General features: G+C 66.5%; 23 protein-coding genes and 1 tRNA gene. 12 read left to right on the forward strand and 12 right to left on the reverse strand.

The window, feature by feature from the left end; translation table 11 throughout:
- Positions 1-21 precede the first annotated feature (21 nt).
- Positions 22-2184 carry a DUF7657 domain-containing protein gene (locus M2351_RS27160; RefSeq protein ID WP_264659173.1) on the reverse strand — a complete coding sequence of 721 codons (2163 nt, stop codon included), beginning with the start codon at positions 2182-2184 and terminating at the stop codon, positions 22-24.
- A 13-nt stretch (positions 2185-2197) separates the two neighbouring features.
- Entirely contained in the window at positions 2198-2512 is a 315-nt protein-coding gene (locus tag M2351_RS45505) for a glycosyltransferase (protein ID WP_454464594.1), read from the reverse strand.
- A 264-nt stretch (positions 2513-2776) separates the two neighbouring features.
- Between M2351_RS45505 and gmhB the strand changes: the two genes are divergently transcribed.
- The 4 genes from gmhB (at position 2777) to M2351_RS27185 (ending at position 4976) form a co-directional block, all read left to right on the forward strand.
- Entirely contained in the window at positions 2777-3319 is a 543-nt protein-coding gene (gene gmhB, locus M2351_RS27170) for an HAD family hydrolase (RefSeq protein WP_264659174.1), read from the forward strand.
- Between the two features lie 204 nt (positions 3320-3523).
- Positions 3524-3886: a hypothetical protein gene (locus M2351_RS27175; protein WP_264659175.1), complete on the forward strand. Its 363-nt coding sequence runs from the start codon at positions 3524-3526 to the stop codon at positions 3884-3886.
- 234 nt (positions 3887-4120) lie between these two features.
- Positions 4121-4525 (forward strand): hypothetical protein, encoded by a 405-nt coding sequence (locus M2351_RS27180; RefSeq protein ID WP_264659176.1) that lies wholly within the window; start codon positions 4121-4123, stop codon positions 4523-4525.
- Between the two features lie 85 nt (positions 4526-4610).
- Complete coding sequence (locus tag M2351_RS27185) at positions 4611-4976, forward strand: hypothetical protein (protein ID WP_264659177.1); 366 nt, start codon at positions 4611-4613, stop codon at positions 4974-4976.
- An 873-nt stretch (positions 4977-5849) separates the two neighbouring features.
- Here the strand turns inward: M2351_RS27185 and M2351_RS27190 are convergent.
- The 7 genes from M2351_RS27190 to M2351_RS27215 form a co-directional block, all read right to left on the reverse strand.
- Positions 5850-6869, reverse strand: coding sequence for a class I SAM-dependent methyltransferase (locus tag M2351_RS27190; protein WP_264659178.1), 1020 nt, complete (start codon positions 6867-6869; stop codon positions 5850-5852).
- 70 nt (positions 6870-6939) lie between these two features.
- Positions 6940-7170, reverse strand: a complete 231-nt coding sequence (locus M2351_RS27195; RefSeq protein WP_319801930.1) for a recombinase family protein — start codon at positions 7168-7170, stop codon at positions 6940-6942.
- On the reverse strand, positions 7167-7307 hold the full coding sequence (locus M2351_RS45005) for a recombinase family protein (RefSeq protein ID WP_319801931.1): 141 nt from the start codon (positions 7305-7307) through the stop codon (positions 7167-7169). Before M2351_RS45005 ends, M2351_RS27195 begins: the two co-directional genes overlap by 4 nt.
- A gap of 34 nt (positions 7308-7341) precedes the next feature.
- Positions 7342-8514: an RNA-guided endonuclease InsQ/TnpB family protein gene (locus tag M2351_RS27200; protein ID WP_264659179.1), complete on the reverse strand. Its 1173-nt coding sequence runs from the start codon at positions 8512-8514 to the stop codon at positions 7342-7344.
- Between the two features lie 164 nt (positions 8515-8678).
- The gene (locus M2351_RS27205; protein WP_264659180.1) at positions 8679-8828 is read right to left on the reverse strand and encodes a hypothetical protein; all 150 of its coding nucleotides are present in this window, start codon (positions 8826-8828) and stop codon (positions 8679-8681) included.
- A 182-nt stretch (positions 8829-9010) separates the two neighbouring features.
- Positions 9011-9673 (reverse strand): phytanoyl-CoA dioxygenase family protein, encoded by a 663-nt coding sequence (locus tag M2351_RS27210; protein ID WP_264659181.1) that lies wholly within the window; start codon positions 9671-9673, stop codon positions 9011-9013.
- 430 nt (positions 9674-10103) lie between these two features.
- Positions 10104-10316, reverse strand: a complete 213-nt coding sequence (locus tag M2351_RS27215; RefSeq protein WP_264659182.1) for an IS4/Tn5 family transposase DNA-binding protein — start codon at positions 10314-10316, stop codon at positions 10104-10106.
- A 646-nt stretch (positions 10317-10962) separates the two neighbouring features.
- Here M2351_RS27215 and M2351_RS27220 point away from each other — a divergent pair.
- The 7 genes from M2351_RS27220 (at position 10963) to pgmG (ending at position 17755) form a co-directional block, all read left to right on the forward strand.
- Positions 10963-11037: transfer RNA gene (locus M2351_RS27220), tRNA-Gly, on the forward strand.
- Between the two features lie 203 nt (positions 11038-11240).
- Positions 11241-12359, forward strand: coding sequence for an NAD(P)/FAD-dependent oxidoreductase (locus M2351_RS27225; protein WP_264659183.1), 1119 nt, complete (start codon positions 11241-11243; stop codon positions 12357-12359).
- A gap of 118 nt (positions 12360-12477) precedes the next feature.
- Positions 12478-13527 carry a UDP-N-acetylglucosamine 4,6-dehydratase (inverting) gene (gene pseB / locus M2351_RS27230; protein ID WP_264659289.1) on the forward strand — a complete coding sequence of 350 codons (1050 nt, stop codon included), beginning with the start codon at positions 12478-12480 and terminating at the stop codon, positions 13525-13527.
- Positions 13524-14771 (forward strand): UDP-4-amino-4,6-dideoxy-N-acetyl-beta-L-altrosamine transaminase, encoded by a 1248-nt coding sequence (gene pseC / locus M2351_RS27235; protein WP_264659184.1) that lies wholly within the window; start codon positions 13524-13526, stop codon positions 14769-14771. Before pseB ends, pseC begins: the two co-directional genes overlap by 4 nt.
- Before the next feature lie 79 nt (positions 14772-14850).
- Complete coding sequence (locus M2351_RS27240; RefSeq protein ID WP_264659185.1) at positions 14851-15147, forward strand: hypothetical protein; 297 nt, start codon at positions 14851-14853, stop codon at positions 15145-15147.
- A gap of 231 nt (positions 15148-15378) precedes the next feature.
- A complete protein-coding gene (gene galU / locus M2351_RS27245; protein WP_264659186.1) occupies positions 15379-16248 on the forward strand; it encodes a UTP--glucose-1-phosphate uridylyltransferase GalU in 870 nt (289 codons plus the stop codon).
- A 103-nt stretch (positions 16249-16351) separates the two neighbouring features.
- Positions 16352-17755: a phosphoglucomutase/phosphomannomutase PgmG gene (gene pgmG / locus M2351_RS27250; RefSeq protein WP_264659187.1), complete on the forward strand. Its 1404-nt coding sequence runs from the start codon at positions 16352-16354 to the stop codon at positions 17753-17755.
- A gap of 176 nt (positions 17756-17931) precedes the next feature.
- Here the strand turns inward: pgmG and M2351_RS27255 are convergent, their stop codons facing one another.
- From M2351_RS27255 to M2351_RS27265, 3 genes are all read right to left on the reverse strand, one after another.
- Entirely contained in the window at positions 17932-18822 is an 891-nt protein-coding gene (locus tag M2351_RS27255) for a ParB/RepB/Spo0J family partition protein (protein ID WP_264659188.1), read from the reverse strand.
- A complete protein-coding gene (locus M2351_RS27260; RefSeq protein WP_264659189.1) occupies positions 18812-19819 on the reverse strand; it encodes an AAA family ATPase in 1008 nt (335 codons plus the stop codon). The genes M2351_RS27255 and M2351_RS27260 overlap by 11 nt, the downstream gene beginning before the upstream one ends.
- A gap of 197 nt (positions 19820-20016) precedes the next feature.
- On the reverse strand, positions 20017-22317 hold the full coding sequence (locus tag M2351_RS27265; protein WP_264659190.1) for a DUF4347 domain-containing protein: 2301 nt from the start codon (positions 22315-22317) through the stop codon (positions 20017-20019).
- A 678-nt stretch (positions 22318-22995) separates the two neighbouring features.
- Between M2351_RS27265 and M2351_RS27270 the strand changes: the two genes are divergently transcribed.
- Positions 22996-24099, forward strand: coding sequence for a hypothetical protein (locus tag M2351_RS27270; protein WP_264659191.1), 1104 nt, complete (start codon positions 22996-22998; stop codon positions 24097-24099).
- Positions 24100-24185: the final 86 nt, after the last annotated feature.

Here is a 24185-nt window from a genome sequence, read left to right on the forward strand (position 1 = left end):
TTTGGTCTGAACTCCGCGGACTCACCGCGCGAATATGGCCCCCAGTTTGCTGCAGCCCGTGTCGGGGCGGGCATCGTTCAAAATGATCGTTCCGCCATCCGTGCCGTGCGCCAGCACACACAACAGCGGCGTCTTCTCCAGCGGAACCGGGGAGCGCAGCGTGACCCTGAACCCGGCCAGCATGCGGTCGTTCGCCGGGAAAGCGGCCAGCAGGTCGTCGCGCGTTTCGGTCTCGCTGTCCACGACGTCTAACGGCGTGCCGCTCAGCACTTCAATGCCCTGCCCCGGTGTGACGCCAGTCCAAGGCGCCCAGCCGCGCAGCCGCACCAATCCGCCCTCGACCCGGACCTCATCCAAACTTCCGCCGGGTGCGAAGGGGGCGCCGGGGCCGGGCTTGAGAAGGACCTCCACTTTCCGCGCCTGCGGTGGTTGGGCGACGGCGTCGCGCGGCAGGTGGATTTGGTCGAGATAAGGAACCATGGGCTCCGCCACTGAGTTCGGCGTGATGTGGGCGTAGCGGTTGAACACCCACCGAAACCGCTCCTCCGGCATGTCCGGGAACTGGGCCCGGAAGAAGTCCATTTGAGGGGCGATCAGCGTGTGCGTGATTGCATGATAACCCCAGCCTGCGAGGACCGCGCCGGTGAACAGGGGGAGTTTTTCGACCAGCCAGCCCTTCTCATGCTGCTCCTGGAGATTGCGGAGGTGCTGGGAAAAGGCGGTCTGTGGCCGGTCGAAGATCGGTTTGGCCGACTGGATCGGATTGAACTGCCCAAAGGTGAACAGGTTGGTCGCCGCGGCGGCACTGGCCAACAGGGTGCCGGCCGGCAACGCCGGCGCCCAACGCCGCAACGCCAAAGCGCCGGCCAACACTACGAGGATCACGCCATCGAAGGGGCTTGTCCAGGGCGCCACGCCACCGAGCCATTTGGAGATGAGCCAAGCCATGAGAACTGTGGCGGTGAACAGCCCGACGCGCAGGTGGGTGATGCGCCAATCCACCGTTTTGGCGAGCACGGCCGTGGCAACCAGGGCCATCAAACCGATAATGACGATCATGCGGGGTGGGAACACCCGGTCCCACAGCAAGGGCATGCCGACCCACGACGGGATGGGCAGCAACATCCAGGCTGTTGCCAAGGCAATCCCGGCCAGGAGAACGCCCAGTGCCACGCTCAGTTGCGGATTGGTGTTGCGGGCCACGCTCCGCCAGTCGGCGAAGACCAGAAGGAGCAGAGGCCAATAGCTGCTCATCGCTCCGGTTTCAACTAAGTTGTGCACAATCAAGCTGTCGAAGCCACGCGTTGTGATGAAGGGCAGAACGGTGGACAACCAGATGCGCCAGTCGCCGCTGCCGCCGTCGCTGTGCCGCTGTCCCGGATAAACGGTGGCGGCCATTACCTGCAGCGGCTCAGCGAGGTAGGCGTAGGTCGTGCCCGCAGCCAAGCCGGCCGCCACGGCCGCCACAGCGAGTTCAGACCAGCGCAAGACGTCCCGGCGTAGCGCCAGCACGAGGACCACTCCGGCGAAGCCCAGCGACAGAATAATGGGCGGATAGAAGTGCGACAGCAGCCACACCGTTGCGATCCAATACAGCAGCGGCCCTTTCGCCGCGAGTGGCAGGCGAGAGAACAATATCAGCAGCATCCAAGGAAAAATGGCGAGCAGAGGCCCCGTTGTCGTCCAGGCGAATTGTGTGTAGCCGGTGAAAAACATCATCAGCGAAAAACATATTGACAGTCCCGGCGATACACCAAACGCTCGAGCCAGCCGCTGGTAACCGATCAGGAACAGCGCGGCAAAGGCAACGTGATAGATCGCATATGCATGTGCCGGGTCGACCAGGAAGAAGGCCCAGTACTGCGGCTTGAAAGGGAGTGCCCAGTCCCATAGAGGCAGCGCATTAAAATTGCGCAAGTCTTCATAGTAAGGCGCGTTGACGTTGTGCCGGGCAAAGTGGTTGTTTACGGCGATCTGGACATACGGGGTCCAGACGGCCCATTCGTCGCTGCGGATCTCGCGGGGCTTGCCAGCTACGAGGCCCGGCCGATCCGTTGCTCCCATCTGCGTGAGCGCCACGCCGTAGGACGACGGCGTCCAGGCAAGCGCGGCGTACAACGCCGATAGCCCCAGGACGAGGGCGACGAAAAGGCGGCTTGGAGAAGCGCGACCCAAGAATCTCATGAAAGGCGTTCCATCAACGGACGGTGTCGCGGGTCGGAGACGTACCCGGGACGGGGATGGCGAGGTAGCCCATGCGCTTGGCCTTGCGGCGGCCCAAGGTGACGGTGTCGAGGATGAGGCCGCAGGTCAGGTACAGCGGCTCGCGGCGGACCACCGCGCCGGCGGCCTTCGCCACCTTCACCGTGCGGTCGGAGGGGTTGTTGTCATACACGTAGAGCGTGGCGTCGGGCAGCGCCGCCCGGAAGTCGCGCATGACCGAGGCGATCGCCGCCTCCTCGTTGTAGCAGGGGATCAGCACCGCCACCGCGGGCGCCGAGCCCGGCAACACGGCCTGGACCGGCGCCGTTGCCGAGGCGGCGCCTCTCGAAGATTCAGCGCTTGCGGGCCCGGTAATGGTGGGCGGTATGATGGAAGTGTTTATCATTGAAAGTGTATCGCGGTGTGGATATGAGGTGCTCAGTCGAACCTCTTCGGATGGTCGAAGGTAGCCGACTGGTGGGTGGGCAATCAATCGCGGTTTTACCTGCTCTCTCCCATTATGGCTTCATAGTCACATAAAAGATCCGCGTTCAAAGGTGGAGAAAACAAGGGCATGCCTTATCGCGCTTTGCTGCTCGACCGTGATGGCGTGGTGAACATCGATCACGGCTATGTCGGCCATCGCGACCGATTTGAGTTCGTGGACGGTATCTTTCCTTTGACTAGGCACGCGGTGGACCGTGGGTTCCGCGTCGTCGTGATCACCAACCAGGCCGGCATCGCCCGCGGCTACTACACCGAGACCGAGTTCCTGGACCTGAGCGGTTGGATGCGGGACGTCTTCAAGAGCCAGGGGGTGGACCTCGCCGGGGTGTTCCACTGCCCGTACCATCCCGACGGCGTGGTGGAGCGCTACGCCCGAGACAGCTTCTGGCGCAAGCCCAATCCCGGAATGATCCTGGAGGCGGCCCGCCGGCACGACCTTGCCTTGCCCAGTTCGGTGTTCCTGGGCGACCAGCCGACCGACATGGCCGCGGCGTTGGCAGCCGGCGTGGAGCGGCGTGTCCTCCTGGCGGAGGCCGGCCGCGTTCCCCAGGGAACGGCAGCGACCCTGACGATTGCCCGTCCCGCAGACCTGATCCCGCACCTGTCCTGACGGCGCCGGGCGGGTGACGCCGGTCCCGTGACCGGCGTCCTGACGGGGCGTTTGGAAAGGGCTTTGCGGAAAGCGCGGGCTGGTGTGGGGCGGTTCACAGCCGTGGTTTCCGGCTTTGGGTAAGGTCTGGTCATCGACGGACGCCGCGGCCGAGAGCCCCGGCCCCCACCCCCAGCCTTCCTCCCTCAGCCCCAGGAGCCCCCCATGATCCGCACCTCGCTGCTCGCCGGTTTTGCCACGCTCGCTCTGCTGTCGGCCCCGGCCATGGCGCAGAACATCACCAGCCTGAACAACACCGCGGCCGGTGTGGGCAACGTCGCCAAGCAGAACGCCTTCACGGTGCAGAAGGGTGGCGGGTTCTTCGGCGGCCCGAACGTGATCACGATGGGCAACACCGCGGCCGGCGTCGGCAACCTGGCGGTGCAGAATGGGACGGTGATCCAGAAGACGCCGAAGGTCGGCCCACTCGGCGTGCCCTTCGGCGGCGGCAACCAGTTCCAGGCCAACAACCTGGCCGCTGGCGTCGGCAACTTCGCCAAGCAGAACGCCTTCGGCATCCAGAAATAAGGAGACCCGCGCTCCTTCCCCTCCCCTACCGTCTCCCCCAGGCCCCCCGACCGGACCCTCCGGCCGGGGGGCCACCGTGTGTGGGGAACAGCCATGCTTCACGGTGCCTCACCGGCCATCCCTTTATACCGTCACCTGTGAGGCGGGCCACAGCGGCCCGTTGCCGGCCCGACTAGCGTGGGGTGCATGAACCATGCTGGAGCGTCGGGCTCCGGCCGCACAAGGAGGTTTCGCATGCTCTACCGTTCCCTGGGCGCAGCCGTCGCCGTGCTTGCCCTGCTGTCCGCCCCAGCCATGGCCCAGAACATCCCCAACGGCCTGGTCGGCACCAACGTGACCAATTCCATGAACCTGGCCGCCGGCATCGGCAACACCGCCAAGCAGAAGACCACGAGCCTGCAGGCGTCGCCGTTCGGGTCCCTGGTCAACACCAACGTGGCCAACTCCACCAATGTCGCCGCCGGCATCGGCAACACCGCCAAGCAGAAGACCACGGGCATCCAGGGCAACGGCGTCCATGTCGGGCTGAACTTCACGGGCCGGGGGCCGCTGGTCAGCACCGACGTGAGCACCGCTGCCAACGTCGCCGCCGGCCTCGGCAACGTCGCCCAACAGCGGAACCTCGGTGTCCAACGCTAACCTCCCGGCAGATGGCCGACCGGTCCCAAGGCAAGGGGCCGGTCGCCGCGCTAGTCTTGTTCCTATCCCGAACCAGGAGGCGTCCATGCCCAGGATTGCCGCTCTCCTTCCCGTCGCCGTTGCCGCGCTGCTGTCGTTCGGCGCCCATGCCGAAAGCCTGAGCTGCCAGACGGTCAACGGGCAAACCATGTGTATGCGCGGCTCAGGGTCGATGAGCTGCCAGACGGTCAACGGCCAGACCATATGCCAGCAAGGGTCCGGCTCCCTGACCTGCCAGACCGTCAACAAGCGCACCGTCTGCTCGTCCGATCCCAAGGGCGCCCCTGGACCGGAGGCCATGCCCCAACTCCCGCCCGATCTGAAGGGCAGCCTCGATCAGGACGTCACCGTGGAGCAGGACGGCGGCAAGCTTCGCGTCCGCGCGGGAGGGGTTAACGTGCGCATCGATTGACATCTTCCCGGCACTGAAGGACCGGGATTCGCAGACGCCGCAGTCCGGGTTCCAGCGTCATCGAGAACGGGCCAACGTGCCGAAGCGCTCCAGGACGGACCGCCTCTCCACAGGCGGCGATCCGCTGTCCACGGGCCAGTGTGTTGCGGGTGGCGTTGTGGTCGCGGTGCGTGCCGCAATCCGGGCACATCCATGCGCGATCTGAGCGCATGTCCCGTGGTTCCGCGCGCTGCACGTCTTTGTGGCGGCTCCCGGAGCCGTGCCCGGTGCGCGCCATCCAGGAGTGTCTAACGCAATCCAGCATCGGCACCGTCGGCGGACTGGTCTTCTGCAAGATCGAACCGACCGGGAGCCTGGCGGCAAAGCCCCTGCACGCGACCGCAGTGGCCCGGATTATCAAGGAGTGGGCCGCCGGGCTGTCGTTGAGCGAAATCGGCCCCCAGTCGCCGATTACGTCTGCCCGGAGGTGCTGGACTGGTGCGAAGGCCGAGGGGGCCGACGACGTGCTCGACCTACCGACCAGCCGCACATTGCCCCACCATGGGACCGCGCTGGAGGCCAGCACCGTCGGGTGTAGTCGGCCCCTTTCATCAGCACGTCGGGGCGCAACGCCCGGATCAGGGCTTCCAGCGTGTCCTCCGCGAAGATCGCCACTTGGTCCCCCTTGCGCGGATTACGCCAGTGTGCCGAATGCTGCGGGCCGACTCCTCCTCACCTCCCGAAACTGAGGGGCGAAGCGGTCCGACTGTTATCTGCGGTGCTTGGTGAAGTAGCCCAAGCTTCTAAACGGTCCGTAAATGGCGCCCGTGGGGCGCGTTTTCACGCCCCCATGAAAGCGAGTGAAGAGCAGGGCACCAAGCGCCCTGCTTCTCCTCACACACGGCGGAACCAAAGGCTGCTGCCGCCGAACACGCTCCGCCCGGTCCCCGCGAACAAGCGAGCGCACTCCCCCTGAAGTTCGCGATCCACGAACTGGTTGGCGATCTCAATCTGGAAGGAGTTATTGAATGCCAGAAACGCCATAATTAAGTACTGCTCGTTCCAGAAGATTTGGTGCCTCTCGACCCATTCTCTAGCGTAATCCCATGGGAAGAAGATATCGTGCACATGGCACCAGACACCAGTACTCACCTTCGGAAGAATGGTGAAAACCTCGTGATTGACATCCGAGCCGACCTTCGACACATGGCTGGAATCAATAAACAAAATATCGTTCGCGGCAAGCGCGGCGAAGATCGTTGGGTCGGCGTCCTGCACCTTGCTTTCAACTAGGCGCACGACGCCGGCCGATCTTTCAACCAGCTTCAGCAGTTTGGGCATGGGATAGGGCTCAACGCAAACCATCTCCCCGAACCCGTTGCGGGAAAGTGCTTGCGCGGCAAGGAAGGTCGAAAAGCCACTCCCAATCTCTATAATCCGCGCCGGTTTCAGATGGCGGATCAGGCAATAGTAGAGTACAGCGTCGCCGTAGGAAAACGCTGTGTTGTTCCAGAAGTAGACAGGCTCGTCGCCATTGTAGTCGGCTGGGAAATCGGCCATCTCGTGGGCGTACGCCGACAGGAGTGCCAGCGTGTCGAGGTGCCGCTCTCGGCTGATCTCAAGCCCTGGAATGGTGTCGTACCGGCGATCGTAGACGGTCTTGTCGATTTCGTTAATGGACGGAATTGGGCTATAGAAATGTACCGGCAGAAAATGGGCGCCGAATTTTTCCGCGTCTGAAAAGATGCGTACTCGTGCATCGCCGTTGGCAAACGATACACGCGCAGCGGCAAACAAGAGTTTTTGGCACAAACTGTTTTGTTCATCGGGCGTCAGAGATGTTTTTGCATGCTCAGCAATTTCTACGTATTGCGCTTCAATGTCTCTGATAAGGTTGCTGATTTTTGAGTCCATAATTATCCCTTCCGGCCCCTCGCGGCCGCGGCAGTTTAGCCGGCCTGGGCTACTCACTCCATGGGGTTGTTCAGCTTGCACACGATTTCATCCTGGTTAGCCCACTGACCTGCCTCCTCACCCGCCCACGCGCCTTGGCCGCCCGCAATCCGGCCTTGGTGTGCTCGCGGATCAGCGCGCGCTCCAGCTCCGTCGCGGCGCCCAGCACCCGCAGGGCAAACTTGCCCTGCGGCGTGGAGGTGTCGATCGGGTCGCGCAACGACTTGAAGTGGGCGCCGACCGCCTCGAGCTCCTCAATCACATTGAGCAGGTGGAGAGCGAGCCTGCCAGACGATCGATGCGCGCCACCACGAGGATGGCGCCGCGCTTCACCTGGGCAATGGCCTTGGCCAGCTCCGGCCACACCCGGCTACCGTGTCGCCGCAGAGTAGTTGACATCCTCCGCCGCCTGAAGGCGGCGGATTCCCGAGCCTCACGGCGCAGGTTCCTGCTTCACCGAGGACTGCCCAGAATGCCGAAGCACCCCGAGACTGACACCCTCTCGACAGGCGGTCACCGCCAGTCCGGCGGCCAAAATGTTGCGCGCGGCGTTGTGGTCGCGGTCGTGGTGCGCGCCGCAGTCCGGGCACGCCCAGTCGCGATCCGCCAAGGTGAGCGCATGTCCCGTGGTCCCGCACACGCTGCACGTCTTCGTGGACGGGAAGAAGCGGCCCACCTTGACCAGCGTCCGCCCATACCACGCGGCTTTGTAGGTCAACTGGCGGATTAACTCACCCCATCCCGCATCGGCGATCGACCGGCTGTGCCGCTTGGCTCTCAGCAGGCCCGTCACCGACAGGTCCTCGACGCAGATCGTTTGGTTGTCACGGATCAGCCGCGTGCTGAGGTGGTGCAGGAAGCTTTGCCGTGCATGGCGCACGGCGGCATGGGCGCGGGCCACCTTGAGGCGGGCCTTCGCCCGGTTCTTCGAGCCTTTCTGTTTGCGCGCGAGGCGGCGCTGTTCGCGGACCAGCCGCTTGTGCCGCTTCGCCAGATGGCGCGGGTTGGCGATCGTCTCCCCGGTGCTGAGGACGGCCAAGTCCGTCAGGCCAAGGTCGATGCCAATCGCGCCCCCGCCTTCCAACCGCTCGGCAAGGGCGACGACGCGGCAGGCCACGTACCAACGGCCGTCCGCTTCCCGCGTCACAGTGACCGTGCTCGGCTCGCTGGGCAGCGCGCGCGACCACACCACGATCAGCGGTTCGGTCATTTTCGCCAGCTTCAGTTTTCCGTCCCGGTAGGTGAACGCCGACTTGGTGAATTCGGCGGACTGCGGCCCGTCCTTGCGGCGGACCTGCGGGTACCGCGCACGGCGCTGGAAGAAGTTGCGGTAAGCGGTGTCCAAATGGCGCAACGCCTGCTGAAGCGGGACGCTGGACACGTCGTTCAGCCAGACGAACTCCGGCAGCCTCTTCAGCGCCGTCAGCATCGCGTTCGTCTGGGGAAAGCCGCACCGTTCTGTGCGCTCCGTCCACGCCGCCTCCCGCATCGCGCGGGCCCGGTTGTAGACCACGCGCACGCACCCGAACGTCCGGTTCAGCAGATCGGCCTGCTCCGGCGTTGGGTAGAAGCGAAAGCGGTAGGCGCATTCCACCGGCGTCACCATGCCTTGTATGTACTAGGAGTGACCTCCATGTTCAAGTTTTGTTCCGCTGTCGCGGAACCGCATTTCTTCTGCCGGCTGAAGCCGGCAGTCTCCATGCCGAGGCCCTGATGAGCGGGATGAGCGGGCCTGTCTTCCCGCCCCGGACATCGTCGCGCCGGCACGCCCTACCACAGGATCGTTGAAAGACCTGCGGTGTACGCAAGGAAGTCAATCGCCGCAATGGCGAGCAGCAGTATCAGGTCAAAAGCAACCGGAAGCATGGTTGAGGCCATCTTGTGCTTGTCGCGGAATATTTGCCGGACCATCACGCGCATGTCGACGCAACCTCCCTTCTGGCGCCCCTCGCTCGTCGTGGGGCGGTTCGGGCCAGTTTGACCATTCTGCGGCATCAAGTTTGTTGGCTAGAGCAGTATTCGTTCAGGTTGATCCGGTCTGCTCATGGGGCTCGGAATGTTGAGGTGTCAGGTTTGAATGCTCAACCTGATCAGGCCCCGCCCTAGCTGAACCAGATCTGGAACATCAGCCGGTCGCGGTCCGTCGGCGGCATCGCCCGGTGATAGCAGGACGTGTCCTCCAGGAAGCCGGTGCCGGCCGGCCCTTCGACCACCAGCATCCGCTCCTGGCCGAAGCGGGCGACGACCTCCTCCTCCGGAGCGTTGGCGGAGCCCAGCAGCATGCGGAGCGACTTGCCGCGGTGCGACCCGCAGACCAGCGCGTGCGCTCCGGCCCCGGCGGTCACGTCCGTCAGGTAGAAGGACGCGGAGCAGAAGTGGAAGTCGTGCACGTCGAAATGCCAGTCGATGGTCTGGCCCAACCGGCGGCGCTCCTCGTCCGTCGCGTCGGTGACGAAGCTCCAGAACAGCCGCGGGATGATCTTCGTCGGCGCGTAGCCGAGGAATGCGGCCACCGCGCTCAGCAGCGCCGGGTCGCGGCACACGCGACGGATGATAGCGCAGTCCACTGGCTCTGGGACCATCGCCAGTACCACGGGAGTGCCGTCGGGCAACCGGCCGTCGCGCACGTCCGACTTCCGGAACAGCCGGTCGTCGCCGCGCGCCTTGACCGGCGTGGTCTCGGCGAAGTCTAGGATGTCCCGCACCGTGTCGGCGGGAAGGTCGAAGCCGAAGGCGATGGAGTGCCGCCGCAGCGCGGTGACCACCGCCCCAGGCTTCACCCTCGGGAACAAGGTCTCTGGCCGTATCCCGATCGGGGCCGAGGGCCAGAATGAGCCGTTTCGTTTGGGAACGAGCCGGCGAAGCGCGCTGTACCCGAGCCGGATGCTTTCAAAGCGCCCAAGCGCATAATGAAGCTCTCCGGCGGCGAAGCGCCGGGCAATGTTGGCGACGTTCATAGAGGCGCCTCCCCGTGCGTCCCACGGAATTCAGAAGCTTTTCTTCATTGAATGGATTTTATGAAATGGTGATTTCATTTGGAACAATTCTTCGGGCGCATGATCAACCGGGTGCAAAACGTCACCTGAGGCAACTCTAAGGGCAACCTCACGGTAGCCTCCATGAGCAGCGATCCCATGTATGGGGCCGGGACACGGCCTTGGAGCGCGAAGCGGGCCGGTTGCGGCGTAGCTTGCCTCAGAAGCCGCCTGCTTCAGCGGGCGGAGTTGTCACCAAACGATAAAACGCTTTGCTCGCAGCCGCATCGTCGCGGACGCCCGTCAGACAACCGCCCCGCCGCGCCATGGCCTCGCCGACGAGCACGGCTCGTCGGTTGAGCCGCCGATCCCCGAGATCGACCGCCCCGTATTGCCGCTGCGCCCAGGCCGCCGGATCATTCAGGTCCACCATCGCTGCCTCCATCGCTCCGCTTCAGAGTCGACAGCGTGGACGGCCGATGGTCCCTGGTGATTGCATCCCCTGCCACGATTCCACGAAACAGCCGGAATCCGGGCAACAGTCAGCCCTGAAGAGCCGAGCTTCCGCGCTTCGCAACGCGGCGTCCCTGCTTCCGACCGCCAGAGCGGTTCGATCTACAGACCACCCCCGGAAGTCCTCCGGTTTCGAGACCGCGCCTTCGTCGCGCTGACCTCTCGAAGTCCACGCCCCGCGTCCTGAAGATGGCGCCGTCGCTCACAGCTGGTATTACCAATTATGGGCAAAAAAAATGCCGCGGCCAGACACGAGGTCGGCGCGGCAGCCTAATGCTCTTGGAGCATTATGATGTTTTTGGTTTCCTCCCCAGACCTCAAGGCCTTTGTTTTGTGGGAGGAAAGTTCCACAGACGGCCAACCGAAGTCAATTGTATTGAGCGGAGTATAACTTTAAGCCTACGGACCTCTTCCGATGCGCCAGTCCGGTTCATCCCCATCGTTCGGAGCCCGTCCGAGCCCAACCATTCGGGCCAAACGCAAAAAAACTTGAGCGTGGGGGCAAACAGAGGCTTGCATTGCACCGCCCGCCTGAGGTATCTCCCTGCCTCCTTCGTTGGAGCGGCGCGGGCGTAGCTCAGGGGTAGAGCACAACCTTGCCAAGGTTGGGGTCGAGGGTTCGAATCCCTTCGCCCGCTCCATTCTCACGAAGCGCACATTCCCCTTTCATGCTTAGCCTTGGGCATCCTTGGCCCGGCCTCCGGCACCGCCGGTCGCAAGAGCCCCGCAAGACGGCGGAGGCCGTCCGGATTGCTTCTTTCCGGCTCGTCTCTTGTGCGGCGGGCGTCCTGCGTCTTTTATGGCGTGGACGGGAAGCAACGGACAGCAAGGCCGGAGGGACAGCATGGAGCGGGTGGACTGCGTGGTGGTCGGGGCCGGGGTGGTCGGGCTGGCGATCGCCAGGCGTCTAGCCAGGGCCGGCCGCGAGGTGGTGATCCTGGAAGCGGCGGACGCCATCGGCACCAGCACCAGCTCACGCAATTCCGAGGTCATCCACGCCGGCATCTACTACCCCACGGGCAGCCTGCGCGCCCGGCTGTGCGTCGCCGGGCGGGACGCTCTCTACGCGTTCTGCCGGGAGCACGGGGTCGCGCACAGCCGCATCGGCAAGCTGATCGTCGCCACCGAAGACGCGCAGTTGCCCCGGCTGGATGCCATCCGGGCCCAAGCGGCCGCCAACGGGGTCGACGACCTGCGCGCCATCACCGCCGCCGAGGCCATGGCCATGGAGCCCGCGCTGCGCTGCGTCGGCGCGCTGCTGTCGCCGTCGACCGGGATCATCGACAGCCACGGGCTGATGCTGGCCCTGCAAGGCGATGCGGAGGAGGCCGGCGCCATGCTGGCCCTGCTGAGCCCGCTGGAGCGCACCCACCGGACCAGTGATGGCTTCGAGCTGGAGGTCGGCGGGGCGGAGCCGATGCGGATCGCCTGTTCCACCCTGGTCAACGCCGCGGGCTTAAGCGCCTGGGCCGTGGCACGCGGACTGGAGGGCTTTCCGACCGACCACACCCCACCGCGGGTGCTGGCCAAGGGAAATTATTACGCGCTGGGCCAGGGCCGCTCGCCCTTCTCCCGGCTGGTCTACCCGGTCCCCGTGGAGGGAGGCCTGGGCGTCCACCTGACGCTCGACCTCGCCGGACAGGCCCGTTTCGGGCCAGACGTTGAATGGCTGGCGCCGGAGGCGTACGACCGCATCGACTACGCCGTCGATCCTCGGCGGGCCGACGCCTTCTACGGCGAGGTGCGGCGCTACTGGCCAGGCCTGCCCGACGGCGCGCTGGTCCCCGCCTACGCGGGCGTCCGGCCCAAGCTGAGCGGACCGGGCCAGCCCCAGGCTGACTTCCTGATCCAGGGGCCGGAGGCGCACGGCCTGCCCGGGCTCGTCAACCTGTTCGGCATCGAATCGCCGGGCCTGACCTCCTGCTTGGCCATCGCCGACGCGGTGACGGCACGGCTGGCCTGAGTCGATCGGAGCCCCAACCCCGCCGGCCCGTTTCCCAAATTTTAACCGACTGATAGGGGTATCGGGCTAAGGTCGGTCGGATTGGCTTCAGAAGACGACAGGTGCGACCGCCGTGACCATGCCGCGCGACCGTGTGAATGAAACGCCGACCGGGGGCCCGCAAGCCGGCTTCGACCTGCTGGACGGCCGTTCCATCCTAGTCACCGGCGGCACCGGATCCTTCGGGCGCCGCTTCGTGGAGACGGTGCTGCGCCGCGCCAAGCCGCGTCGGGTCATCGTCTTCTCCCGCGACGAGTTTAAGCAGTACGAGATGCAGCAGCAGCTCGGTCCCGACTGGGCTGCGACGCTGCGCTTCTTCATCGGCGACGTGCGCGACCGCGAGCGGCTGGAGCTGGCCATGCGCGAGGTGGACGTCTGCATCCACGCCGCCGCGCTGAAGCATGTGCCGGCCGCCGAATACAACCCCATGGAATGCATCCACACCAACGTCTATGGGGCGGAGAACGTGGTGCGCGCCGCGCTGAACACCGGCGTGCAGCGGGTCGTTGCCCTGTCCACCGACAAGGCGGCCAATCCGGTCAACCTGTACGGCGCCAGCAAGCTGGCGTCCGACAAGATCTTCATCGCCGCCAACAACCTGTCGGGCTCGCTCGGCACGCGCTTCTCGGTGGTGCGCTACGGCAACGTGGTGGGCTCGCGCGGGTCGGTCATCCCGCTGTACCGCCGGATGATTGCGGAGGGGGCGGCTTTCCTGCCGGTCACCGACGAGCGGATGACCCGCTTTTGGATCACGCTGCAGCACGGCGTCGACTTCGTCGCGTCCTGCGTGGCGATGATGCAGGGTGGCGAGATCTTCGTGCCCAAGATCCCCAGCATGCGCATCGTCGACGTGGCGCGCGCCCTGGCGCCCGGCCTGCCGCACAAGCTCATCGGCATCCGGCCGGGCGAGAAGCTGCACGAGGTGATGATCACCGAGGACGACTCCCGCCAGACCTTCGAGCTGGCCGACCGCTACGTGATCGAGCCGACCTTCGCTTTCTGGACGCACGAGCCCTACCAGCGCCTGGGCGCCCGGCCGGTCGCCGACGGGTTCCGCTACGCCAGTGATATCAACGACGACTGGCTCGACAGCGACGGGCTGGTCCGCCTGATCGCCGAGGCCCCGTGAGCCCGCTTCCCTTCCTGCCTTACGGCCGGCAGGACATCGACCAAGCCGACATCGACGCGGTGACCGCGGTGCTGCGCGGCGACTGGCTGACCCAAGGCCCCACGGTCGAGGCCTTCGAACGCGCCCTGGCCGGGCGCACGCAGGCGACCCACGCCGTCGCCTGCGCCAACGGCACCGCCGCTCTGCACTTGGCCTGCCTGGCGCTCGGCCTCGGGCCGGGTGACGCGGTGGTGGTGCCAAGCGTGACCTTCCTGGCCACCGCCAACGCCGCGCGCTACGTCGGGGCGGAGGTCGCCTTCGCCGACGTCGACCCCGCCACCAGCCTGATGGGGCCGGAGCAGGCCGAAGCCGCGATCGCGCGCGCTGAGGCCGCCGGCTGGCGGGTGCGCGCCCTGGCCCCCGTGCATTTCGCCGGGCAGACCGCCGACAGGGCAGCCCTCGGCGCGCTCGCCGTGGCCCGCGGCCTCGCCATCATCGAGGACGCCTGCCACGCCATCGGCAGCGCGGACGTCACGGCGGACGGTCGGGTCGTGCCGGTCGGGTCCGGCGCCTTCGGTCCTTCCGCCGCGATGACCGCCTTCTCCTTCCACCCCGTGAAGACCATCGCGGCCGGCGAGGGCGGTGCGGTCACGACCAACGACCCGGGTCTGGCCGCGCGCCTGCGCCGCTTCCGCAACCACGGGATGGAGCGCGACCCGGCCGGGTTCGAGGATCACGGGGCCGCCTTCGACAACGACGGCACCGCCAACCCCTGGTACTACGAGATGGCCGAGCCGGGCTTCAATCACCGGCTGACCGACATCCAATCGGCCCTGGCGCTCAGCCAACTGGCGCGGCTGGACACCTTCGTGGCGCGCCGCCGGCATCTGATGGACCTCTACGCGTCGCGGCTGGCCCCGCTCTCGCCCCTGGTCCGGCCCGCCGCCCGCGTGCCCTGGTGCCGGCCGGCCTGGCACCTGTGCGCGGTCCGCATCGACTTCGCCGCCGCCGGCCGGCCGCGAGCGCGGGTGATGGCGGAACTGCGGGCGCGCGGCATCGGCACGCAGGTCCATTACATCCCCGTGCACCGCCAGCCCTACTGGCGCCGCCGGTACGGCGCCCTCGCCTTGGGCGGCGCCGAGGAGCACTACGCGCAGACCCTGTCGTTGCCGCTGTTCCCGGCGATGGCCGACGCCGACGTGGACCGGGTGGTGGCCGCCCTGGCCGAGGCGCTGGGCATTCCCCCATCCGCGAAGCCCGGTTGAATAAGGGACCGCGCGGAGGTTTCCTCCCTGGCGAAAATGCGCTATTCCAGCGGCATCTGGAACGCTTCGGAGCAGAGTCATGGCCGAGGGTACTGTGGACTATTACGCGATGGTCGAAGAGGCCTGGCAGCTGAGCGACGCAGCCCGCGACTACGTCAAGAACGCTGGCCGCGACGTGGACAACGCCGAGCTTTGGGAAAAGCTGTTTGCCACATCCCCGCTGATCGACCTGGAGCGCACCCGCGCCGAAGGCGGGCAGCCGCTCCAGAAAATCTTCTTCAAGAATCCCTACGGCCTGCAATACCGCGCCGACCACAAGGACTGGATCCCCTTCCGCCACGGCGCCCTCGATCCGGCCTACCTCCAGGCGATCTGACGCACGCGGCCCAGTCCCCTTGCCCGGCCCCTTCCCCCGGCGGCCCGGGGCGGGGGGACTCTTTCCCAGGCCGGTGGGATGCCGCTCCTCGCGGCCTCACCCGCCATGGCCCGCCGCCAGACGGGGGCGGCGCACCAGCGTGTCCCAATCGGCGCCTCCCCGCTTGCATGGGGCAATAAGCCACGCACGACGCCTTTCCCATTCAGAACCGGTCCACAAGAAAGCCTCCCGATGAAGAAACCTGTGCGCAAGGTGGTGTTCCCCGTTGCCGGTCTTGGCACGCGCTTCCTGCCGGCCACCAAGGCGATCCCGAAAGAGATGCTGCCGCTGGTCGACCGTCCGCTCTTGCAGCACGCCGTGGAAGAGGCGCGGGCCGCCGGCATCGAGGACTTCGTGTTCGTCACGGGCCGCAGCAAACGCGCCATCGAGGACCACTTCGACGCCGACACCGAACTGAACCGCACGCTGGAGGAGCGCGGCAAGGCCGACGCCCTGGAGGTGGTGCACGACAGCGAGATCGCCCCCGGGCGCTGCTTCTACACCCGCCAGCAGGTGCCGCTCGGCCTCGGCCACGCGGTGTGGTGCGCGCGCGCGGTGATCGGCAATGAACCCTTCGCCATCGTCCTGCCCGACGACTTCGTGCAGGGCGACACGCCCTGCCTGAAGCAGATGGTCGAGGCCTACAACGAGGTCGGCGGCAACGTCGTCGCCGTCGTCGACGTGCCGCGCGAGCGGACCAGCAGCTACGGCATCCTGGACGTGGAGAAGGACGACGGCCGCCTGGCGACGGTGCGCGGGCTGGTGGAGAAGCCCAAGCCGGAGGAGGCGCCCTCGACGCTGTCGATCATCGGCCGCTACATCCTGCAGCCGGAGGTGTTCGACCACCTGGAAAAGCAGCAGCGCGGCGCCGGCAACGAGATCCAGCTGACCGACGCGATGGCCAAGCTGATTGGCAACCAGCCGTTCCACGGCCTGCGCTTCGAGGGCACCCGCTACGACTGCGGCGACAAGGTCGGCTTCATTGAGGCCACGCTGGCCCACGCGCTGAAGCGCCCGGACATGGCCGGCAAGGTTCGCGAGATGCTTCGGAAGTATGCCTGACGCACCACGACCGGGCTACGACCCGCGCCCGCCGTTCCCGTTGACCCCGGGGCGGCGGGCGTCGCAGTTTCAGGGGCGTTCCAAACCAAAGGACAAGACATCCATGAGCGACGTGCACATTTTCCACCCGACCGTCCTGCGGGAATACGACATCCGCGGCATCGTCGGCGAGACGCTCACCCCCGCCGACGCCCGCGCCGTCGGCCGTGCCTTCGGCACCATGGTCGCTCGGGGTGGTGGAAAGACCGTGTGCGTGGGCTATGACGGGCGCCTGTCCTCGCCGGACCTGGAAGCCGCCCTGGTGGACGGGCTGGTCGCCTGCGGGCTGCACGTCCTGCGCATCGGGCTGGGCCCGACGCCGATGCTGTACTTTGCCACCCGCGACCGCGAGGCCGCGGCCGGCGTCATGATCACCGGTTCGCACAACCCGCCGGAGTACAACGGCATCAAGATGATGCTGGGCAAGGGACCGGTCTACGGCCAGCAGATCCTCGATATCGGCGCCATCGCGGCCAAAGCCGATTACGCGTCGGGCCAGGGCTCGTCCGAACAGGTCGACGTCAAGGACGCCTACGTCGAGCGCCTGCTGAAGGACTATGATGGGGTGCGCGACCTGAAGGTCGTCTGGGATGCCGGCAACGGCGCCACCGGCGAGATCCTGCGCCGCCTGACCGCCCGGCTGCCGGGCACCCACATCCGCCTGTTCGACGAGATCGACGGCACCTTCCCCAACCACCACCCCGACCCGACGGTCGAGCGGAACCTGGTGGACCTGAAGAAGGCGGTCGCGGAGCACGGCTGCGACATCGGCATCGGCTTCGACGGCGACGGCGACCGCATCGGCGCCATCGACCACCAGGGCCGCGTCGTGTGGGGCGACCAGCTGGTGGCGATCTACGCCAGCGACGTGCTGAAGAGCCACCCCGGGGCCACCATCATCGCCGACGTGAAGGCCAGCCAGACGCTGTTCGACGAGATCGCACGGCAGGGCGGCAAGCCGCTGATGTGGAAGACTGGCCACTCGCTCCTGAAGGCCAAGATGGCCGAGGTGGGCTCGCCGCTCGCCGGCGAGATGTCCGGGCACATCTTCTTTGCCGACAAGTGGTACGGCTTCGACGACGCGCTGTACTGCGCGGTGCGCCTGATCGGGCTGGTCAGCAAGCTGGGCGTGACGCTGGCGGACCTGCGCGACCGTCTGCCGCCGGTGGTCAACACGCCGGAAACCCGTTTCCAGGTCAGCGAGGAACGCAAGTTCCAGGTTGTGCAGGAGGTCAAGGAGCGCCTGACCGCCGCGGGGGCCACCGTCAACGCCATCGACGGCGTGCGCGTGAGCACGCCGGATGGCTGGTGGCTGCTGCGCGCCTCCAACACCCAGGACGTGCTGGTCGCCCGTGCGGAGTCCGGCACGCCCGAAGGGCTGGAGCGGCTGAAGGCCATGGTTGTCGAGCAGCTGGAAAACTCCGGCCTGCCGGCCCCCTCCTTCGAGGACGGCGGCAGCGCGCACTGACCCGCCGCTTCGGGGCAAATGGAAAAGCCCTCTCCCACGGCCGGTGGGAGAGGGCTTTTTCTTGGCCTCGGGCTGGTGAGAATTCTCACCGTTCTTCACCGGACGACAGAATGGTGAGAATTCTCACCACTCTCACCACGCACCGCCGGACAACAGGGCGGTGAGAATTCTCACCGTCAGGCTGGCTCACCGTCGAGGATCGTGTCGATGGCGGACCGCAGGTCACGCAGCACCTCGCGGTCCACGTCCTCCAGCCGCTTGGGCTTTTCCTGGAAGGCGTGCAGCGCCTCCCGCGTGCGCAGGATGTTGCGCGAGACCCGCAGGCTGAAGGCGCTCAGCACCGCCTCGGGCTCGTCCCTCGGGGCCGTTGCGCGGGCCGAACCACACGCCGGGGTGTCGCCGAGGGCAGGGGGTTCAGTCGCCGACTGGTCGCTGGACAGCGACTCCCACAGGCGCATCTGCTCCTCAGGAGCGTCAAGCGCCGCGATCTGGTAGAGCTTGTAGCGCGCGACCTTCTTGGGCGCCCCCTCGTAGCGCTCCCGCACCGCGGCCGAGACCTTGGTCAGCGCGATGGTCTTGGTGATCTCCGCCCGGTCGCGCCCCATGATCTGCCCGAGATCGGCGTGGGAGTAGCCGTGCTTCTCCACGAGCGCCACGAAGGCGTCGGCCTCTTCGAAGGGGGTCAGGTCGGCGCGCAGCACGTTCTCCACGACCGCGACCTCGGCCGTGTCCACTCCGTCGGGCACCAGGATGCAAGGCACCGTCTGCTGGCCGAGGGCACGGACCGCGCGCAAGCGCCGCTCCCCGAACACCAGCTGGAATCGGCTCGGCCCCAGTTCCCGAACGCCAATCGGCTGCTGGAGGCCGTACTTGCGGATGGACTCCGTCAGTGCGTCCAGCTCCGCCGGGTCGAAGCGGCGGCGCGGCTGGTCGGGGTTGGCCTCGATCCAGTCCACGTCCGGATAGACCATGCGGACGCCCTGCTCCGGCTCCGCAAAGACGGCGAGCGCGCCGCGGCTCATGGCGTTCAGCCGGGCGAGGTTCCCAGTCCCGAGCTTACGCGACATGGGCCACCTCCACGCGCTTGCGACGTTCTGCGGCGATGGCGTCGGCGAGCGTGCGGTAAGAGGCCGCCCCCGGCGCGTCCGGCACCGCCTCCAGCGCGGCGCGGCCGGCAAGCGCTGCATCTCCGTAGATCGTCGCCCGCGGCACCGGCGGGAAGATGCGCAGCGTGCTGCCCAGCGCCGAATGCAGCTGCTCCAGCGTCACCTGGTGCTGGTTCAGGCGGGCGTTGTGCATGGTCGGCAGGATGCCCAGCACCGCGAGGCTGGGGTGGCAGCGCCGCTTCAACTTATTAATCGTCTTCAGCAGGTGGTTCACGCCGATGGAGGACAGGTATTCGGTCTGGCAGGGGATGACGATGACGTCCGACGCCACCAGTCCATTGGCCGTGCACTGGCCAAGGTTCGGCGGGCAGTCGACGAAGATGAAGTCGTAGACCTGCCGCGCCTCCTGCAACCGTTCACGGAGCGCCATCGGACCGCTGGGATCGGCGGTGAGCTCCACCTCGACGGAGGCCAGCTCGATGCTGGACGGCGCGATCTCCAGGCCGATGTCGCCGACCGGGACGGTGATGTCCTCGATGGCGACCTCCTCGCGCAGCACGTGGGCGAGCGACTTGCGGCGCCCCTCCTCATACTCGATCAGGTCGATGCCCAAGTGCGCGGTGGCGTTCGCCTGCGGGTCGGCGTCGATGATCAGCACGCGGTAGCCTTCGCGCGCCAGGATGCTGGCGGTGTTGACCGTGCAGGTGGTCTTGCCGACGCCGCCCTTCTGGTTGGCGAGGCAGACGACGAGCGCCGGGCCGTGCCGGCCGTCCACGACCGCCGTCTCCTTCAGCAGGAAGCGGACGACCGCGTCGGGGATCTTCTCGCTGTTGCTTTCCCAACGGGAAATCTTGGAGCGATCGTAGCGCCGCTCCAGCCGCTCGTTCAGCCAAGCCGCGAAATCCGGCTGTGAGAGTTTGCGCTCCTCGCGCAGGAGCCTCATGTCTTCGCCACGCACGGTCAACCTCCACAGCGAATGCGCTTGCCGTGTTCAACCGATACGATGGACGCCCGACTCGGTCAAGGTTGACGGTCCCCTCTGGTGCATCAACACGGATCATCAACAACGGAGTGATGCAAAAAGGCCTCCGGCCCCGGGGCGCAGTGCCCTGGAGCCGGAGGTTCGGCAAAGTCAGATGGAGGCTTCTCGGCGGCTCAGAGATTGATGAAGGCGATGTAGTTATTGCCGTCCGAGTTGCCGGTGGTGAAGGTCATGGACCCGACGCTCTTGCCGGTGAAGGTCATGCTGGCGTCGATGGTGCCGTTGCCATCGATGTCGACGTGGGCCGTGGCGCCCTTGTAGCCGTCGGCGCCGCCCATCTCCTCCCAGGTCAGCTTGGACGTGCCGGGGTTGTAGCCCCACAGCGTCGCCCATTCGCCTTTGTCCAGGTCGGTGACGGTGGACCAGGTGGTCAGCCCGCCGCGCGCATCGACGAAGAAGGTGTCGTTGCCCGCCCCGCCGGTCAGGAAGTTGGAGCCCGCCCCGCCGTCCAGCACGTCGTCGCCCGCCTGGCCGTTGGCCGCGTCGTCGCCACCGAGCATGTTGATGAAGTCGTTGTCGACCGACCCGCTCAGGGCTTCGCCGCGATCGTCGCCCATGAAGCTCCACTTCAGCGACGACACCGGCCCGCTGTAGGCACTGGCCTTCACCGTCTCGGCGACGCCGCCTACCGTGCGCTGCATGTCGGTGGATGGGGTGCTGTCCGTCGGCGGGGTGGTGGTGGGCGGCGTGGTCGTCGGCGGAGTGGTGTCCGGCGGGGTGGTCGTCGGCGGGGTGGTGTCCGGCGGCGGCGTGGTCGTGGCGGTCGCCAGCGTGATGGTGTCGCCGCTCACCTGGAACTGGCCCGCCGTGAAGCTGCCGGCGAAGCGCAGCGTGACGTCGCCGCCGGCGGTCGCGTCCGTGCCGATGTGCAGCAGGGTGACGCCGTTCACCGTCTCCGCCTGGGCCTGCCCGGCGGTCAGGGTCGCGCCGTTGCCGGAGCCGACGGTGCCGCTCATCGCGGTGCCGGCGATCTTGAAGACATCACCGACCCGGGCCCCGGACACGCCCTCGGTGAAGCCGTTGGCCTGCGCCGCGGTCATGGTGATGGTGTGGAGCGGCGTCCCGACCAGATCCAGCCGCTCGACGCTGGTCAGCCTCATGCCGGAGATGTCGATCACCGGCGTGGCGACGGTGTCCATCTTGGTCGTCGTGGGGTAAAGCTCCGCCTCCGTATCCTTCACGGCGACCGAGCTGATGCGCAGCGTGTCGGTGCCCGTCCCGCCGTCGAAGGTGACGGTGCCCGCGTCGCTCTGGCCGGCGATGATGTAGGTATCGTTGCCGGCCCCGCCGGAAATGCTGTCGGCCTCGTCGTAGGTGGTGCCGTCGGCAAGGCTGTGCTCACCGGAATAGAAGGTGTCGTCGCCGTCGCCGCCGATCATCGTGTCGGCGTCCCAATCGCCGACCAGCGTGTCGTTGCCGGCACCGCCCTCCATGGAGTCCGCACCGCCGCCGCCGCCGATCAGGTCGTCGCCGGCATCGCCGAACAGCGTGTCCAGGTCCGCACGGCCGAAGATGTGATCGTTGCCGGCCCCGCCGTAAATAGTGTCGTTGCCGTCACCGCTCTCCAGCGTGTCGTTGCCGGCCCCACCGTACTCCAGGTCGTCGCCGCCGTGGCCCCAGAACCAGACCGGATCGTTGCCGGCCACCATCGTGTCGTTGAAGGCACCGCCGATCCAATGCTCGACGTTGGTGAAGGTGTCGCCGGCCGCCTCGCCGGTGCTGGTGCCCGGGTTCAGCAGGTCGAGCCGGATCGGGGTGGTGGAGTCCTCGTAGGTGACGGAGTCGAAGCCGTCGCCGCCGTCGATCTGGTCGGCGCCGAGGCCGCCGTTCAGCGTGTCGTTGCCGCCGCCGCCGATCAGCGTGTCGTTGCCGGCCCCGCCGACCAGCGAGTCCGCGTCGGCCCCGCTGACCAGGGAGTCGTTACCGGGCGTGCCCGGCACGACCGCAAGGACGTGCGCCCAAGTCTCCGCCCCGACGAAGGGAGAGGCAGCCAGGACCGGCGCCGTCCGCACATCGAGCTGCCAGGAACCGCCCTGCTCGGCAGAACCGACCGGCCGCGACGAGGCGGCGACGGTGGCGCCGGTGGCCGCCGCAAGGCGGTTCAGGAAGGCCCGGCCGGTCTCGCCGTCGGCGACGCGGCAGGCGTGGATGTGGATTTCGGTGCCCTGCGCGTCCGGCCAGGACCGGTCGAGGAGCGAGCCGGCGTCCAGCGGCGTGGCGCCCAGCCGGATCCGCCCGGGTTCGCCATGGGCCACCAGATGCACGGCCGACGGCCGGTCGGCCAGCACCGCGGCCAGAACGGTGTGGGCATCCTCGGCGGCGGAGACCAGCAGGGTGCGAAGCTCCGGACGCCCATGGGTGAGCAGTTGGTCGAGATCCTCAAGCCCGGCATCCGCGATGATGACTTCGGTCAAGGGAAACACTCCTTGGGTTGTTTTATGTCTTGGGTCGTTGTGTGTCTGAGATGTGCAAGTGATCGAGATGTCTTGCGGTCGTTGGCGGCACCCGGTCGCATCGTTCGCGGCCATGAGGAAGCCTGCGACCCCCATGACATGATATTTCTGGGCACTTGTTCGCAATTGCCTAAGAAGAAATACCCCGGCACGCGTCAGATGAATTTCACAACAGGTATCGAGTGCTTAAAAAAGATGATTTCTTCAGGTTTATGCTTTTGTCTTCACTTACGGCTTTGGGGTAGTTGGCATGGCCGTCAAGGGCGGGCGGCATCACCACTCCGCATTTGCGAAGGTGGTACGGTGGCGTATGGCTGAGATCCGGACGGGGTGCCGACCCGTTCGAGGTACACTGCGCTCCGTTCGAACGCTCGTTCCGGGGCCATTGAACGGCCACAGGCCTAAGAATGCCCCCCTTTCGTCCCATCCATCATCACAACTGGTGGCAAAAAAGGGGGTGGATGCACTTTTCGGTGTTTTCAACGCGAAAGCCGCGCTTAGGGTTTCCGACGGCTTGATCAAAGCCGCCGACGAGAGCCGAAAGTCATCATGCATGATGACGCCGGAACGGGCGATATCACCGGAAAATCCGGTGAGACTCGTGTCCAGGTAATCGGCTGAAATGTTTGGAGACATCTCATGGCTATTAACTTCGCAACTGAGACGCTGAAGGCCATCATTTCGAAAGGTGTGGTTTCCACGGCCTCCGACGTGACGACGTCCGACAGCGCAGTCGCCAAGTTCAAGGCCCAGGATACGCAGACTCTGACGCAGACCACCGACGGCCAAGACACCCACACTCAGGCCACCGGCACCCAGGGTACCGACACCCAGAGCACGCAGCAGGGCGGCGGCACGGACGGACCCCACACCGCATCCGACGCCACGTCCGGCTCCACGGCCGCCCCTGCCTTCCCCTCGTTGCCGAATGGCACCCTTTCCGACAGCGCCCTCATCGAGTTGAAGGCAGCCTACTCCGAGGTGAAGACGGCGCTTAGCGACGCCGGCACCGATCTGACGACGCACGGCACAGGGGCGGGCCAGGGCGGCAGCCCGCTGGTCAAGGCCCTGACCGAGGCCACCGGTGAAAACGCCGGCACCGTCCGCGAGGTGCTGCAGCAGGTTCACGCCGTGCTCCGCCAGGAGCACACGGCGCAATCCGGCGACCAGGCCGGCGACCAGGCCAACGGCACGGGCAGCTTCTGGCACGACCGCTTGGCGCAGCAGGACCACACCGCGACCGACACGACCGCCGCGACGAAGACCACGGCCGGGACCGGAACTGGAACCGGTACCACGACGCAGACCGCCGCGGGCACCGACATGAAGGAGTCCGCGGGATCGGCGACGGACACCACCTCCACCGGCGCCAACACCGACACGGCCAAGGACGATGCCGCGAAGGGCAACGCCACCAAGGGCGCGGACGCCGGTCACAACCTGGCGGACGGCCATCTGTGGCATGACCGCTTGGTCCAGCAGGACAGCGGCACGCCGACTCCCACCCACGGAATGCCGGGGAACGGGACGGCGGCGACCTCTGACGGCACCACCGCCGAATGGCATCATTTTGCTGCCCAGAGCGGCCATCAGGATGGCGCGGACCAGGGCGCGACGGCCCCGACCCTGACCACCGAGCTGACCTCCGCGGTCGACCACTTCATGCAGGCTCTGGAGGACCTTCATGTCGGCCAGACGCAAGGCCACGCGACGGATCAGGCGGCACATATGACCGCCGCGTAAAGCCAGCCAGAGGCGCGGGGAAAGGGCCGGTCTCTGATGGGAGACCGGCCCTTTCCCCGCTCAGCTTCTCGTCGTTAGAGAGGAAA

The organism is Azospirillum canadense (genome assembly GCF_025961225.1).
Taxonomy (GTDB): domain Bacteria; phylum Pseudomonadota; class Alphaproteobacteria; order Azospirillales; family Azospirillaceae; genus Azospirillum; species Azospirillum canadense.

Coding starts and splice junctions, on each gene's coding strand:
- M2351_RS27200 (WP_264659179.1), bottom strand. CDS start 8,514: ATGGTGACGCCGGTGGAATGCGCCTACCGCTTTCGCTTCTACCCAACG.
- pseB (WP_264659289.1), top strand. CDS start 12,478: ATGCCGCGCGACCGTGTGAATGAAACGCCGACCGGGGGCCCGCAAGCC.
- pgmG (WP_264659187.1), top strand. CDS start 16,352: ATGAGCGACGTGCACATTTTCCACCCGACCGTCCTGCGGGAATACGAC.
- M2351_RS27215 (WP_264659182.1), bottom strand. CDS start 10,316: ATGGTGGACCTGAATGATCCGGCGGCCTGGGCGCAGCGGCAATACGGG.
- M2351_RS27225 (WP_264659183.1), top strand. CDS start 11,241: ATGGAGCGGGTGGACTGCGTGGTGGTCGGGGCCGGGGTGGTCGGGCTG.
- gmhB (WP_264659174.1), top strand. CDS start 2,777: ATGCCTTATCGCGCTTTGCTGCTCGACCGTGATGGCGTGGTGAACATC.
- M2351_RS45005 (WP_319801931.1), bottom strand. CDS start 7,307: ATGTCAACTACTCTGCGGCGACACGGTAGCCGGGTGTGGCCGGAGCTG.
- M2351_RS27185 (WP_264659177.1), top strand. CDS start 4,611: ATGCCCAGGATTGCCGCTCTCCTTCCCGTCGCCGTTGCCGCGCTGCTG.
- M2351_RS27190 (WP_264659178.1), bottom strand. CDS start 6,869: ATGGACTCAAAAATCAGCAACCTTATCAGAGACATTGAAGCGCAATAC.
- galU (WP_264659186.1), top strand. CDS start 15,379: ATGAAGAAACCTGTGCGCAAGGTGGTGTTCCCCGTTGCCGGTCTTGGC.
- M2351_RS27270 (WP_264659191.1), top strand. CDS start 22,996: ATGGCTATTAACTTCGCAACTGAGACGCTGAAGGCCATCATTTCGAAA.
- M2351_RS27255 (WP_264659188.1), bottom strand. CDS start 18,822: ATGTCGCGTAAGCTCGGGACTGGGAACCTCGCCCGGCTGAACGCCATG.
- M2351_RS27180 (WP_264659176.1), top strand. CDS start 4,121: ATGCTCTACCGTTCCCTGGGCGCAGCCGTCGCCGTGCTTGCCCTGCTG.
- M2351_RS27175 (WP_264659175.1), top strand. CDS start 3,524: ATGATCCGCACCTCGCTGCTCGCCGGTTTTGCCACGCTCGCTCTGCTG.
- M2351_RS27160 (WP_264659173.1), bottom strand. CDS start 2,184: ATGAGATTCTTGGGTCGCGCTTCTCCAAGCCGCCTTTTCGTCGCCCTC.
- M2351_RS27240 (WP_264659185.1), top strand. CDS start 14,851: ATGGCCGAGGGTACTGTGGACTATTACGCGATGGTCGAAGAGGCCTGG.
- M2351_RS27205 (WP_264659180.1), bottom strand. CDS start 8,828: ATGCGCGTGATGGTCCGGCAAATATTCCGCGACAAGCACAAGATGGCC.